The following is a 14,258-nucleotide window of genomic DNA, read 5'->3' as shown; positions in this document are numbered from 1 at the left end:
GGGAAGACATTGATCGAGCAACGGATTCATTTTATCGGAGGCGGACAGATGGCCGAGGCCATTATCCGGGCCATCACGGCCAATCAGATCATTGCCGCCGGCCGGATCAGTGTTACGGATATCAATGAGGCACGTCTTCAGGTGTTGACCAATGCTTATGGAGTAGATACGGGCCGGAGCCAGGAAACGTATCTTGCTGAAGCCGGGCTGATCGTACTCGCCGTCCGGCCGCAGGATACACTGGACGAACTGGGACAAGCTGTAACCCGGCTCGCTGCGCCCGATGCCGTGATCGTTTCGATCGTGGCCGGCTTGACGCTGGAAAAGCTGGCCGGAGTTTTCGGGGCCGGACGGCCGATCGTCAGGGTCATTCCAAATACGCTGACGGATACGGGGTACGGCTACAGCGGGGTCGTCCTGAACGCTAATGCATCGCGGGAGCAAGTGGACGAGTTCCTGCTTGGCTTCGGCAAAGTCCAGTATATGGAGGAAACGTTTCTGGATATTTTTACCGGATACGGTGTGGCCGGGCCCAACTACATCTATTATTTCATTGAATCTCTTGTGGATGCTGGTGTACTGGCGGGATTGCCGCGTGAGCAGGCCTGGAATGTCGCGCTGGAGAATATGGCTGGAGCCGTGCTTATGCTGCGGCAGACGGGGCTGCATCCGAGACAGCTGCTGGACATCAATAACTCACCGGGCGGGGTGGGGATGCACGGTCTGTACGAACTGAACAACAGCGATTTCGCGGCCGGACTGCAGCGCAGCGTAATGGCAGCGGTCAAGCGAACGACTGAACTGGGAGCGAAATAGACGATGGCGAGCAAACAATGGGATCACTTGGTTCATTACATCAACAATTTAGACCATGTCATCGAGGTCTTCGGGGAGAAGGGTCTGATTGCCTTTAAGGGAGGTTCCCATAAGGACTGGGGCACTTTCAATACGTTAAGCTACTTCGGTCTGACTTACATCGAGTTTCTGGGGATTGAATCGCCCGAATTGGCCCGGTCCACCGGGTACAACCTGGTTGTCCGGGATGTCGTTGCCGCTTTGCCTGAGCATGAAGTGCTGAGCCGGGTGGTGATCCGCACCGACGATATTGAGGAAATGGCAGCATCGTTAACCGCAGAGGGCTTAAGCTTGTCGCCCATTATGGACGGCAAACGCCTGGATATGTCCGGCAGCTTGATCGAATGGCGCATGATGACCATTGCCGGAGATTTCGGCGGGCTGGTCTATCCGTTTATTATTCAGTGGAAAGGAACGGATGAAGAGCGGTTGGCCAGGCTGACGGCTTCCGGCATTGTCCGGCCTCATCCTGCAGGCCGGGTCGGGATCAGGCGGGCGGTCTTCCGCGTGTCGGACCCCGCCGCTGCTGCCGGACACTGGGCGGATTTGTTTGGCCTGGAGGTTGTGAAGTCAACGGATACATCCGCTGTCTTGCAGATCGGAGACAAGTTCTACGATTTCGTCAAAGGGGAGGAGAACCGGTTCATGCAGGTGATCCTGGACACGGACTCTGAACTTCTGGGGGGACAAACTATCCGGATTGGCGAAGGGGAGTATGTGTTCCAGACTTCGGATTAACAGACGGATGTACAACAAAGCGCGCTCCAATGCCTCGGCAGGGAGCACGCTTTTGTTGTATTTTCATAATTAAGCAGATGATTGTTCTATACAAATCCGGTATATGACCTTACGTATTCAGAATAGGTATTTCTCTGAGCAGATTTTTCAGGTTAATCGAATCCCATGGCATATGCTCCGTTATCCCTAATCCAACTACATCTGTTGCTTCCGATAGTTCTTTTATCAGTTTCAATAGCAGAGGCATTTGCATTGTTCCCGCAGGAGAATAATTATAAGGAGCTTCAGGATTGGCAAATAATAAAGAACGGAATGCCTTTGGATCAAGCACATCCAGATCGAGGTGGATAGCCAGGTGCTTAATACTGTTTTCCTTAATCCACTCTTTTATAGATTCAGTACTGTTCGTTAGCTCTTGGGTTCCGGCAGTTTGTATGCCCAGTCGCTGAATCATCTCTGTATCTTGTTCTTCAGGAGCTATGCCCAGTCTCTGAAACGCCTCTGAAATCACTTCTATTTCTTTCTCTGTAGGAGCAGCTAATCCCGCGATAAAGACATGTTCAGGTTTTAGCGGAATTTTCACATGCCTTGCAAATTCCTCATCTCCTTCTCCCAAAAGATTCCCGAGAGGCAAAGTATGTCCGTTGTCATACCCGGCATATCTGACTAAGTCACTGTGAGCATCGATCCAGATTAAACCCAATTCCCCGCCATACCGTTCGTTTAAATAGGCAAATGGAGCTTGTTCGACTAAGCAGTCGCCGCCAAACATTACAATACGGTCCGGCTTATGGGCATCGATGAGATGCCGGGCAGCCTCTAATTGCTCAAGCAGCTGTGTTCTTCCATACATGCCGTTCTCGTTGTGCAGAGGGGTTCCATCATAGGCTTGAACGGGTACTTGAATAAGGGGTTGCTCATTGTCCGGAGCCAGCCAGGCAAGCAGTTCGGCACCAAAAGAGTAGTTTGGATTGTTCCCTCCTTGCCACTCTGGCATTAACAGACGGATTGTTTTTTTGGTCATTTCTTGCTCTCCTTTACATCAAAGTATGGTTAGTATAAACTGGGCACAAATAAAAAAGTAGTACGCACTAATATGATAGGTACTACCCGAAAGGATAGTGTGAATATGAGTATGGCCGAATATAAAGGCAAAGTTAAAAATGTTCAAGATACACCCTTTGGTTATACATTGTCAGTTATCGGCGGCAAATGGAAGATGGTTATTATATACCTCCTGGCAGAAAATCAACCGGTCCGATTTAATGATCTGAAAAGACAGATAGGTGCTATTACTTATAAAACTTTGAGTTCACAGCTCAAAGAATTAGAAGCGGATGGTATGGTGATCCGGAAGGAGTATCCTCAAGTGCCGCCTAAAGTTGAATACAGTCTCACAGATAAAGCGGAAACGCTATTACCCGTCTTGGAGGGATTGTGTGAGTGGGGAACAAAAAACCAGAATAGGGGAGAATGAGAAAAAGTAGAGTTACTATGAGCTTGGAGCAAAGTTAGTCATATTCTTCCATCCCATAGTATAATATGATCTAGCACCACAGAACCAATCTGTTATTTTTGACATTGTGTAATTGAAAATAAGGAGATGAATGCATGGCAAATACCGTTGCGGAGCAAGTCCGGATTATCGAATATGACCCTTCTTACGCGGGAGCGCTTGCAGAAATGTGGATACGCAGCAGTGACAGCTGGGGCGGCGGGACCATCCAGAAAACAAAGGACAGCGTCCTCCGGATGATGGAGGTATCGTCTCATCTTCATGCCTTTCTTGCTGTTGACGGCGGGGAGGTTGTCGGCTTTTGCAGCTTCTCGCACTACCATCAGGATGAAGGCGCGATGTATGTACCGTTGTTGAATGTCCGCCCTGATTATCACGGCTGTAAGGTCGGCCGCAATCTGATTCTGAAAGCTGTCCGCCAGACGGTAGAAGCGGGCTGGCCGCGGCTCGATTTATTTACCTGGGCAGGCAATACCAAGGCTGTACCGATGTACAAGAAATGCGGGTTCTTCTGGGAAAAAAATGACGATTACGTCCACCTCATGAACTTCATTCCGACTATTTTACAGACTGAAGCCCTGGCTCCTTACTTCGAGGTGCTGGATTGGTACGCCGACAGTACGCGTGAGCTGAGGATTGAGCCGGATGGCCGCTCAGCGCACGGTTTTGATTTCCTGGATTACACTTGGCGCAAGGGAGCGCTTGCCTTACGGGCAGAATTTGAGAAGACCGGACGCGGGCTGACCGCGCTGGATACGCCGGATTATGCAATTTCTACACATATCGATGATCATGATCTCGTATTCGGTTCCGCCTATAAGGTTCAGTATCGTATCGAAAACCGCTCGGCCGCTGCCATGACGATTGAGATCAAGGGCCAGAATAATAAATGTATCCGTTATGCCCTGGATGTCTCCCAAACGATTGCTCCGGGTGAAACCGTAATGATAGAAGGAGAATTTGAGCTGGACCCGGTCCTGGAAGAGCAGAACAACAAGAAGACCCATCCTGTGGTTATGAGCACATGGGCCATCAATGGCAAGCGGGCCGAATTCCGCATTGGCATCGCACCGAAATTCCCGGTCAAGATGAAGGTTGCACTGCAAGCGGGCGAGCTGTATCCGGGTACTCCGGCCATGCTGTACCTGAATGCAGAGAATCATTTTGCCACGGAAGCAGAGTTCTCCTTCGACTGGCCGGAGACGGATATCGTGGAATGGGCGAACCGTACGGTGCGCTTCACGGTACCGGCGAAAGGCAAGGCGGCTATACCCGCACCATTCAGACTGCGGTCCTATGGACTTTTATCACATGAGGTAGAGGTAACGGCGGTCCCCGCCGGACACAAAGTAGTCACCTTCACAAGCAAGCTCTCCGCTTTGCTCAAAGGCACGCAGGGCCGGTACGGAGGGCAGAACGGGGATCAGTGGGTCGCCGTAAACGGGGCATTCTCGCTGCATATGAACAAGCTGGATAACAATATGTGGATCGAGTATCCCGGTTCCAGCCACAATTTCCGGTGGAGCTATCCGAAGCTGGGCAAGCCGTTCTCACAGGAATTCTCCAAAAAGCAGGCTGCAGAAGTGAAAATCTATGCCGAAGGGGAGAGTCAGGTTCTTGAAGCCCTATACGAGTCTGAGGATTTCTCCGGCCTGCAGATCAAGTCGGTGGCCAAGCTGTCCGCAAACGGTATTGCCAGATTCCATTATGAAATTTGCAATACCAGCAGCAGAGTGCTGGAAGAGAACATGCACTTGCTGACGAATTTTATTTTCTTCGGGAGCCGGTTCATCCTGCCGTACCAGGGCCGTTATGTCGATATGGGCAACTCCTACTCCAGCGATCCTGCGAATTGGGATAGCGCTAAAATTACAGAAAACTGGCTGTTCTCCAAGGAAGAGAACGTTACTTGCGGGATCTGTTGGGACCCTTCCCTGAAGCTGCTCCGCTCAGATTATCCGCTCGGCTTGGAGCATGAGCTTGGCCGGATTGCTGCCGGAGCCGCAGTGAAAACGAACCCGGTTATATTTGCGCTGAATTCCTTCCTCAAGTGGTCTGATTTCCGCTCCTTTGCCCGGAAATTGTCCACCCCGGTTGTTCCGCTGCTGGACAATCACCTGGAACTGGTAGTCGGCGGCGGCAATCCGTTTGCAGCAGGGTTGCTGAGCGCGGAGCTGATCGAACGAAAGATGGCACCGCTTGCCGGGAGACTCGAACTGCATGTACAAGAAGGTGGGGAACCTGAACGGCAACTGGCTGTGGTTGAACTGGACCGGGAACAGCACCTCCATTCAGCCCATGTTGAGATTTCTACTGAGAACAAGAATGGCCACGGGCAAGGCGAACCGGTCCGGAAGCTCCGGGCCGTCTACCACGGCGAGGATTGGATTCAGGAGCGTTCGGGACTGTGGTTCCCTCAGACAGACGGTAACGTCACTTGTGAAATAGAAGAGAGCGCAGCAGGTCCTGTGTATACGGTGAACAACGGGATTCTTTCCATAGCGGCTGCGCCAGGCTTTGGCAGTGTGGTGCATTCCTTGAAGCACAACGGCGCAGAATGGCTGGATACTTCGTACCCGGAACCGGTCCCGCATTCCTGGTGGAACCCTTGGCATGGCGGGCTTGGTGTGGATATCCCCCGTTTAGGCGGATTCAGCCGGGAGCAGGAGCCGAGAAACACGGATTGGGCAGAGCGGGAGGACCGGTACGGCAATGTCTGGAAGGGCCTGCGTGTTACTACCAGCATCACGAAGCACGAAGTGAACCGGGGAATAGTCCTCCATCAGCATTACCTTATGCTGCCGGGTGTTCCTGTGCTCTGTGTGCAGCATTCCGTGACCAACGGAAGCGGCGAAGCGCTGCCGCATTATTCGTTCGCCGATGATAACTTCTTCAAACCATCGCCTGAGGTCTTCTCAGAAGGATGGGTAGAAGTCCCGGGGCAAGGGCGTTTTTTGCTCGGCAAACTGGAGGCACAGCTTCAATCCAAGGGGCTTTTGCGGATCGGCGCGGCTTCCCGTCAGGATATGCTGCAGGTGGTGAGCAGTTATCCTAATCAAAGCTCAGCAGTTTATGTGAATAACAAGGGGATCTGTCAGGGTGTAGATTATCAGCTTTCTCTTCTGAACGGGGAAACGCTTTGGACACAGCCGACCTTTCTGGTCTTGGGACCCGTTGCATTGAACCCGGAAGATGTCCGGGGTTTGCTTAATCTAAGCTTTGCAGATACAGCAGACGAAAAGGAGGCTTTACATGCCGATCATTGATATTCATATCCATCTGTCAGACATCGACAGCTTCCATCGGACAGCAAGTGATCTATCCAAAGTTGATTACACTGCGGCCGGCCTCAAGGCCGAGTTTGACAAAAACGATGTCATTCTCGGCATCGGAATGGGGGTCACGGAGCAGACGAAGGGAGCTTTTCCCGATTCCGGTTCACCCAATCCTATGGGTCTTGATCTGGAGGAAGAGGTTCCTTCATTCCTGATGGAATGTGTCGGCATCAATCCAAACCGGCTGGCCGGGGGGCAGGCCCAGGAGGAGCTTGACCGGATCGAAGCGCGGATGCAGGCGCCGGAGGTAGCGGGAATCAAGCTGTATGCCGGATATTACCATTATTATGTCCATGACAAGATCTATGCTCCGGTCTATGAGCTGGCGGCTAAGTACAGCTTGCCCGTCGTGATTCATACCGGCGACACCTACTCGATGAACGGATTGCTGAAGTACTCGCATCCGCTCACTGTAGATGAATTGGCCTATCAGCAGCGCGGCGTTAACTTTATGATCTGTCATCTGGGAGATCCCTGGGTGATGGATGCTGCTGAAGTGGTGGCCAAGAACCCCAACGTGTACGCCGATTTGTCCGGCCTCGTCGTCGGTGACCGGCCTCATTTTGAACGGTTCATGAAGGAAGCGCTGTTCATGGATCATTTCCGCCGGGCGCTGGTCTATTGTGATCATTATGAGAAAATGCTGTTCGGAACCGACTGGCCGCTGGCGCCAATCGGTCTGTACGCAGAATTTATCCGCAGGCTCGTCCCCGAGCAGCATCACGAAAAGGTATTCTACCGGAATGCCTTTGAGCTATTTCCGCGTATCGGCCAGCGGATCGCGGAGCTTAGGAAGGAGTCCTTATGAAACAAACAACGTTCACCAAAAAAATAGCTGCCAGCCTGGGTGTCATTCTGTTCCTGACGAGTGCCGGAATTGCCGGTTCCGGGGCCCTCCCGAACCGGACTGCGGCCGCAGCAGCGAAGTCTTCTTCAGCGTTCCTCCTGTTTGAACAGAGAGTGAAGCAGCCTTCCTCCCTAAGTCTGGCCCAAGGCACCTTGGTTAACCGAATAGATGAAATGACGCCCGGAGAGGCTAATATCGCGGTCCTGCATTTGGAAAATGGCCTAAAAGCCTATCTGCCCACAGCCGCCAAACGTATGAATACACCCGCTATTCAAAAGGACATCAAGAGCATTTATACCAAAGGGATGCCCATGGTGCTGGCACGTACCAAAGTGAAGCAATTGCAGACCCGCATTGTTCTGCAGGACTTGTCTGCCATGGACTATAAGCTTGAAGCCGGGGGGGCCGCTTTTATCCGGTCATGGAATACAAAAGCTTCAAAGCGTTCAAGCCTTATCTCACCAAAGATTTGCAGGCTTATTTTGAGCTGATGGCTGCCGGGTCGGAGCAGCCGTCCGCAGTGGATGGGACTTTGCTGATCGACTGGTACAAAGTCGCAGACCGGGCGCTGGAGTACGAAACCTTTCTGCAAACCTACCCAACCTCCAACCGTGCTGCGGCTGTGAAGGAAGCTTTTGGCGTGGCGAAGAAATATGTTTTTTACGGCTCCCCGAACACGCCGCTGTTTGACAATAAGACACAGATGATAAGTGAAGAAGCGGCAATCGCTTATGAGAATACACTGTCCGAAGCAGGGCCTGAGCAGATTGAGGCCAGTCCGCTGTTGACCCAGCTTAATGATTTCCTGGTGCTGCTGGAGAAGAACGGCGATAAAAAAACTCAGGCTGTTAGGGATTATTTGAAATCCTTACAGGTGCCGGGAACCCCTTAAAGATAAGAGAACAGTTCCGGATTGGGAAGGGCATAATAAATGGGCACCAGTGCAAACTACTAAGAAATTGAAGCACAACAGAAAAAAAGGAGACATTATGACGGTGGATACAGGATGGAGCTTCGACAACAGCTATGCCAGACTGCCGGAATCATTGTTTACACGAGTCAAGCCAACGCCAGTCCGTTTACCGGAGCTGATCATTTTTAATGACCCGCTGGCGTCAGCCCTGGGGTTGAACGGCCCGGCGCTGCGCAGCGATAAGGGCACTGCGGTTTTTGCAGGCAATGAGATTCCCGAAGGGGCGGAGCCGCTTGCACAAGCATATGCCGGGCATCAATTCGGGCATTTTACGATGCTGGGTGACGGCAGAGCCGTGCTGATTGGCGAACAAATCACTCCACAGGGAATGCGGGTTGACATCCAGCTTAAGGGGTCAGGCAGAACGCCTTACTCCCGGCGGGGGGATGGCCGTGCGGCTCTTGGGCCCATGCTCCGCGAATACATGATCAGTGAAGCCATGCATGGGTTTGGCATTCCAACAACCCGCAGTCTGGCCGTAGCCGCTACCGGTGAGCCGGTCATCCGGGATACCGAGCAGCCGGGAGCTGTTCTCACCCGGGTGGCTGCCAGCCATCTGCGGGTCGGGACGTTTCAATACGCTGCCGCAAGAGGCATTACCGGGGATCTCCGGGCCCTGGCAGATTACACTTTGCAAAGACATTATCCGGAAGCTGAAGGTGCAGCTAACCGTTATCTTTCCCTGCTTCACGAAGTGGTTAAACGCCAGGCGGCACTGATTGCCAAATGGCAGCTCGTTGGTTTTGTTCACGGGGTAATGAACACGGACAACATGGCCCTTAGCGGAGAAACCATTGATTATGGCCCGTGTGCCTTTTTGGACACCTATGATCCTGAGACGGTATTTAGCTCCATTGACCAACACGGCCGGTATGCCTATGGTAACCAGCCCCAAATTGCTGCCTGGAATCTCGCAAGGTTTGCCGAAACTCTGCTGCCGCTGCTGCATGACGACGAGTCCCAGGCGGTCCGGCTGGCCGAGGAGGCAATTTCCGATTTTACTGAGCGGTATTACCGGAACTGGCTCGCGGGAATGAGGGCAAAGCTGGGACTCTATAACGAAGAACAGCAGGATGAAGCTTTGATTGAGGAACTTCTTGGCATGATGCACAAGCATCGTGCGGACTATACCAATACCTTCCGTGCCTTAACGTTAGGCAAGCTGGCAGACAGAGAGCTGTTTGACAGTAAGGAATTTGCCGGGTGGCATCAGCAGTGGGAGGCCAGACTGGGCAGACAGAAGGAATCGCAAGACGCTTCCAGGCAGCTGATGCGCAGCAGCAACCCGGCCCTGATCCCCCGTAACCACCGGGTAGAGGAGGCTCTGGAAGCGGCGGTAGAACGTGAAGACTTCAGTGTGATGGAGCGTTTTCTGGGGTGCTTTCGAACCCTTACGCCTACTCTCCCGAACAGGAGGAGTACTCGACACTGCCAGAAAGTTGCTCCAGTCCTTACCGGACCTTCTGCGGTACCTGATTCAAATTTTAGTGATTTTGATTGATCTGTAAGCCGATATGTTCGCCAGCCCATACCGGAGCAGCAACATGAGAAGGTGTTTCATTCTAATGCCATTGGGCTGTTCTTGCGTATACTTCATCTTGAGATGAATCGGTGCTGGACACGACGAACCCTTAGATACGTCGTGTCCGGCATTTTTCTTTGAAAACAAACAAAAACACCGATATTTAGAGAGAATAACTCGAATTAATTTTTAACATCTGTTATCCTTTAACTTGTGATGGACAACATAGGATAGGGTGTGTAAAGTGTTACTGAGTGATATCAATATCTGCTAACAGAAATGCTGGATCAGATGGCTACAGGTATCATTTTTAACTATGGGTTGATTACTTAGCAAACATAGAGAGGAACAGATCCGGCAAAACATTCTACATCAAAAAGTTAGGTGAAAATGATGTTAGTAAATAAAGCCTACAAATTCCGTATCTATCCCAACCCCGAACAAGAAGTCCTCATCGCTAAAACTATTGGATGCTGCCGGTATGTGTTCAATCACTTCTTAGCCAAGTGGAAGGATACCTTTGAAACCACAGGGAATGGATTAAATTATCTTTCCTGTTCTTCTGAACTGCCGAATTTGAAGAAGGAACTCCCTTGGTTAAAAGAAGTAGATAGCATTGCGATTCAATCGTCTGTGAAGAACCTTGCGGATGCTTTCACTCGGTTTTTCAAAAAACAAAACGATGCCCCCTGTTTCAAGTCCAAAAAGAACAAGGTTCAGGCGTATACCACCAAACACACCAATGGAAACATTGCAGTGAACGGGAACCGCATTAAGTTACCGAAGCTTGGCGTGGTTCGTTTCGCAAAGTCCAGAGAAATTGAAGGCCGGATCCAATCCGCTACGATCCGGCGCAATCCTTCAGGAAAATACTTTGTCTCGTTGTTGGTAGAAACCGAGGTGCAAGCCTTGCCCTCAACAAACCTAGAGGTCGGAATTGACGTGGGGCTAAAGGATTTCGCTATTCTATCGAATGGCGAAGTGTTTGTAAATCCTAAATTTCTACGGAAAATGGAACAAAAACTCATTCGGGAGCAGCGGATCTTATCCAGACGGTCAAAAGGCTCTTCAAACTGGAATCAACAACGTGTTAAAGTAGCTCGAATCCATGAACGTATAGCCAATGCAAGAACAGATTACTTGCAAAAGATTTCAACACAACTTGTCAAAAACCACGACCTGATTGTGATTGAAGATTTGCAAGTCTCTAACATGATGAAAAATCATAAGCTGGCGAAAGCGATTAGCGAGGTCTCCTGGTATCAATTCCGAACCCTGCTTGAATATAAAGCCAAGTGGTATGGACGTCAGGTCATTACTGTAGGTAAAACCTTTGCCTCCTCGCAGTTATGTTCGTGTTGCGGATTCAAAAACAAAGACGTAAAGGATCTGAACCTGCGTCAATGGACGTGTACAAATTGCGGAACCCATCATGATCGGGATTATAATGCAAGCCTGAATATTCTAGCTGAAGGAAAAAGACTGCTTACGGTGTAATGATTACACAAACTGTCGGAACGACAGGGATAGCTTGGTGGTACATCCTGTACTCATTCTGTTCAGTAGAACGGACTACCCAAGAATCTTGTGGCTCTAGCCATAAGAGGTTCAAAATATGACGAGATACTGTATAAAGGAAAAGGTGTTTAACTCATGAGTATACTAAATGTAGAACGGCTGAGTCACGGGTTTGGCGACCGCGCGATTTTCAGCGATGTATCCTTCCGCCTGCTAAAAGGCGAACATATCGGCCTGATCGGCGCAAACGGTGAAGGGAAATCCACCTTCATGAACATCATTACGGGCAAACTCCAGCCGGACGAAGGCAAAGTCGAATGGGCAAAACGGATGCGGGCGGGCTACTTGGACCAGCATGCGGTGCTGACGAAGGGACAATCGATTCGCGATGTTCTGCGCGGGGCGTTTCAATATCTCTTCGATATGGAGCAAGAGATGAACGACATGTACGGCAGAATGGGAGATGTGTCCCCAGAGGAACTGGAACAGCTGCTGGAGGATGTCGGAACGATTCAGGACACACTGACAAGCCAGGATTTCTATATGATCGACGCCAAAATCGACGAAACTGCCCGCGGGCTGGGTCTTACGGACATCGGTTTAGATAAGGATGTGCATGATCTCAGCGGAGGTCAACGGACCAAGGTACTCCTGGCCAAACTGCTGCTGGAGAAACCGGACATATTGCTGCTTGACGAACCTACGAACTATCTCGATGAGCAGCATATCGTATGGCTAAAGCGCTATTTGCAGGAATACGAAAATGCCTTCATTTTGATTTCACATGACATTCCATTCCTGAACAGCGTCATCAACCTGATCTACCACATGGAGAATCAATCGCTGACGCGGTATGTGGGGGATTACGAGTATTTCCAGCAGGTGTACGAGGCGAAAAAGTCGCAGCTTGAATCCGCCTTTAAACGTCAGCAGCAGGAAATTGCCGATCTGAAGGACTTCGTTGCGCGGAACAAAGCCAGCGTGGCTACGCGGAATATGGCGATGTCCCGGCAGAAGAAGCTGGACAAGATGGAGGTTATCGAGCTCGCCAGGGAGAAACCGAAGCCGCAATTCAACTTCAAGGCCGCGCGCACTTCCGGCAAGCTGATTTTTGAAACCAAAGATCTCGTGATCGGCTACGATTCCCCGCTGTCCAGACCGCTGAACCTGCAAATGGAACGCGGACAAAAAATTGCGCTTGTCGGTGCCAACGGGATCGGTAAGACCACGCTGCTGCGCAGCATTCTCGGCCAAATTCCGGCGATTTCTGGTTCAGCCAGACTCGGCGACCTGCTGGAAACCGGTTATTTCGAGCAGGAAATCAAGGGAACGAACTACAATACCTGTATTGAAGAGATTTGGGCGGAGTTCCCGTCCTTTACGCAATTTGAAATTCGGGCGGCACTTGCCAAATGCGGTCTGACGACCCAGCATATTGAGAGCAAGATTGCGGTCCTGAGCGGCGGCGAGAAAGCCAAAGTCCGTCTGTGCAAACTCATCAACCGCGAGACGAATCTGCTTGTGCTGGACGAACCGACCAACCATCTCGATGTGGATGCGAAGGACGAGCTGCAGCGTGCGCTTAAGGCGTATAAGGGCAGCATTTTGCTAATCTCCCACGAACCCGAATTTTACCGCGATATCGTAACGGATACATGGAACTGCGAGTCTTGGACGACGAAAGTGTTTTAACGGCTGGCAATAAGGCTGGTCTGGACGGTGACCCGTAAGAGGAAGGCTTGAACAAGTGACCTTCTTACGGGTCATTTGTGTTGAGTTATACGGGAAGTCCGGCCACATATAAAGCAAAGAGTGCAGGGGGAAATTATGGAAGTACATAATCAGGAAACGTCTGTAGAGCAGTCAAAAAGGAGTGCGGTCAATATCATTATTGACGGTATCTCCGGCATCTTTCTTCCAATTGTCAATATTCTGAGCGCGGCGGGCATTATGAAAGGGCTATTGGCCGGTGCGGCGGCGCTGAAGCTGGTCAGCACAACGGAGGGTACTTATACTGTGCTGAACGCGATGGCGGACAGTCTGTTCTACTATCTTCCTATGCTTCTGGCGTATACAGCAGCCCGTAAATTCAAGGCCAATCCTTATACCGCCGTTGTGATTGCCGGGGTGCTGCTGTACCCGAGTCTGACCACCCGGTTTGCAGACCATGAGACGATAAGGTTGTTCGGCATGGGAGTGACTTCCGTCAATTATCCGGCGAGTGCCATTCCCATCATTCTCGCAGTAGGCTTTCTGGTATATGTCGAACGTATCTGCATCAAAGTATTGCCCGAGGTCATTCGGGAGTTCTTCACTCCTTTGATCTCGATAGTTGTGGTGTCATCTGCTACGCTGCTGGTGTTCGGGCCGGCGGGCTCGCTTGCCGGGGACGTGCTCGCCCAAGGCTACCACCTGGTGTATCATTTCAGTCCGGTTGGAGCGGGAATAGTTCTGGGCGCAATGATTCAGCCGATGGTTATCTTTGGCTTGCACTGGAGTCTGGTGCCCCTGGCGATCAACAATATCAACTTGATCGGTTACGATACCATTCTGGCCCTGATGGGCCCGGCTGCCTTTGCGCAGGCGGGGGCGGCGCTCGCGGTTTTCTTCAAAGCCAAAGACAAGAAGTTCAAAACCTTAAGCTTATCCGCCTCCATCTCCGCTTTATTCGGAGTCACCGAGCCTGCAATGTTCGGTGTGAATTTGCCTATGCGCAAGCCGATGATTGCCGTCTGCTGTGCCGGAGCCATCGGCGGCGGAATGGCCGGGATGTTTGGCTCGTCTGCGATCTCTTTCGCTTTTCCGGGACTGGCAACCTTGCCCGCCTACCTGGGAGACGGGTTCGGCGGCTTCCTGATTGCCTGCACGGCAGGCTTCCTGATCGCACTGATTGCCACGCTGCTCGTGAAGCTGGGGCCTGAACTTGAACGGATGCAAGCACTAAGTAAATGATG

The 14,258-nt window shown here is 51.3% G+C and carries 11 protein-coding genes and 1 pseudogene; 11 read left to right on the top strand and 1 reads right to left on the bottom strand.

Annotation, left to right across the window (positions count from 1 at the left end):
• Positions 1-9: 9 nt before the first annotated feature.
• Both JI735_RS28640 and JI735_RS28635 read left to right on the top strand, forming a co-directional pair.
• The gene (locus JI735_RS28640; RefSeq protein WP_325175550.1) at positions 10-816 is read left to right on the top strand and encodes a pyrroline-5-carboxylate reductase family protein; all 807 of its coding nucleotides are present in this window, start codon (positions 10-12) and stop codon (positions 814-816) included.
• A gap of 3 nt (positions 817-819) precedes the next feature.
• Positions 820-1,593: a VOC family protein gene (locus JI735_RS28635; RefSeq protein WP_202676660.1), complete on the top strand. Its 774-nt coding sequence runs from the start codon at positions 820-822 to the stop codon at positions 1,591-1,593.
• 109 nt (positions 1,594-1,702) lie between these two features.
• Here JI735_RS28635 and JI735_RS28630 read toward each other — a convergent pair whose 3' ends face one another.
• Positions 1,703-2,617, bottom strand: coding sequence for an arginase family protein (locus JI735_RS28630; RefSeq protein WP_039837659.1), 915 nt, complete (start codon positions 2,615-2,617; stop codon positions 1,703-1,705).
• A 105-nt stretch (positions 2,618-2,722) separates the two neighbouring features.
• On the opposite strand from JI735_RS28630, the gene JI735_RS28625 reads away from it, so the two are divergent.
• The 9 genes and pseudogenes from JI735_RS28625 to JI735_RS28585 all read left to right on the top strand — a co-directional run bounded on the left by JI735_RS28625 (position 2,723) and on the right by JI735_RS28585 (position 14,256).
• On the top strand, positions 2,723-3,070 hold the full coding sequence (locus JI735_RS28625) for a winged helix-turn-helix transcriptional regulator (protein ID WP_039837657.1): 348 nt from the start codon (positions 2,723-2,725) through the stop codon (positions 3,068-3,070).
• Positions 3,071-3,204: 134 nt separating this feature from the next.
• A complete protein-coding gene (locus JI735_RS28620; protein WP_039837655.1) occupies positions 3,205-6,375 on the top strand; it encodes a GNAT family N-acetyltransferase in 3,171 nt (1,056 codons plus the stop codon).
• Positions 6,362-7,252, top strand: a complete 891-nt coding sequence (locus JI735_RS28615; RefSeq protein ID WP_039837652.1) for an amidohydrolase family protein — start codon at positions 6,362-6,364, stop codon at positions 7,250-7,252. The genes JI735_RS28620 and JI735_RS28615 overlap by 14 nt, the downstream gene beginning before the upstream one ends.
• Positions 7,249-7,782, top strand: coding sequence for a hypothetical protein (locus JI735_RS28610; RefSeq protein ID WP_202676659.1), 534 nt, complete (start codon positions 7,249-7,251; stop codon positions 7,780-7,782). The genes JI735_RS28615 and JI735_RS28610 overlap by 4 nt, the downstream gene beginning before the upstream one ends.
• Positions 7,782-8,183, top strand: a complete 402-nt coding sequence (locus tag JI735_RS28605) for a hypothetical protein (RefSeq protein WP_202676658.1) — start codon at positions 7,782-7,784, stop codon at positions 8,181-8,183. Before JI735_RS28610 ends, JI735_RS28605 begins: the two co-directional genes overlap by 1 nt.
• 97 nt (positions 8,184-8,280) lie before the next feature.
• A pseudogene (locus tag JI735_RS28600) lies at positions 8,281-9,740 on the top strand (protein adenylyltransferase SelO).
• Positions 9,741-10,179: 439 nt separating this feature from the next.
• A complete protein-coding gene (tnpB, locus tag JI735_RS28595; protein ID WP_039837645.1) occupies positions 10,180-11,283 on the top strand; it encodes an IS200/IS605 family element RNA-guided endonuclease TnpB in 1,104 nt (367 codons plus the stop codon).
• Positions 11,284-11,439: 156 nt separating this feature from the next.
• Entirely contained in the window at positions 11,440-12,996 is a 1,557-nt protein-coding gene (locus JI735_RS28590; protein ID WP_039837643.1) for an ABC-F family ATP-binding cassette domain-containing protein, read from the top strand.
• Positions 12,997-13,131: 135 nt separating this feature from the next.
• Complete coding sequence (locus JI735_RS28585) at positions 13,132-14,256, top strand: PTS transporter subunit EIIC (RefSeq protein WP_039837640.1); 1,125 nt, start codon at positions 13,132-13,134, stop codon at positions 14,254-14,256.
• The last annotated feature ends 2 nt before the right edge of the window (positions 14,257-14,258 follow it).

Source organism: Paenibacillus sonchi (assembly GCF_016772475.1).
Taxonomy (GTDB): domain Bacteria; phylum Bacillota; class Bacilli; order Paenibacillales; family Paenibacillaceae; genus Paenibacillus_AQ; species Paenibacillus_AQ sonchi.
The sequence above is the reverse complement of the archived record's forward strand: the minus strand, read 5'-3'. Positions and strand labels throughout refer to the sequence as shown.